Raw genomic sequence first — 392 nt, 5'->3', positions numbered from 1 at the left:
GCTTACAGTAGCAGACTTTACATTAACCAATGCTACTGCTGCTACGCTTCAAACTACCGACAACATTACCTATACCATCGTCATCACGCCGATAACTGATGGAGCTGTCAGCGTTTCATTGCCTGCAAATGTAGCGGTGAATATTGGCGACAACGGTAACACTGCGAGCAACACGATTAGTGTAACAGCAGATGTGACGATACCGGTAGTAACACAAGTAAGCGTACCTGCAAATGGTTATTATAAAGCCGGCAGCACACTGAACTTTACAGTAAAATATAGTGAGAATGTGATAGTTAATATTACTGGTGGTGTGCCATCGATTAGTGTAAATATAGGAGGCACAAATGTTTCAGCGGTTTATAGGGCACAAATGTTTCAGCGGTTTATAG

At 42.3% G+C, this 392-nt stretch carries 1 protein-coding gene; it reads left to right on the top strand.

The features are described 5' to 3' along the window. A partial coding sequence (locus AC1DP6_RS36595) for a hypothetical protein (protein ID WP_477059328.1) occupies nucleotides 1–392 on the top strand: 392 nt, incomplete at both ends.

The sequence above is a fragment of the Chitinophaga sp. 01L420 genome (genome assembly GCF_056399985.1).
The sequence above is the reverse complement of the archived record's forward strand: the minus strand, read 5'-3'. Positions and strand labels throughout refer to the sequence as shown.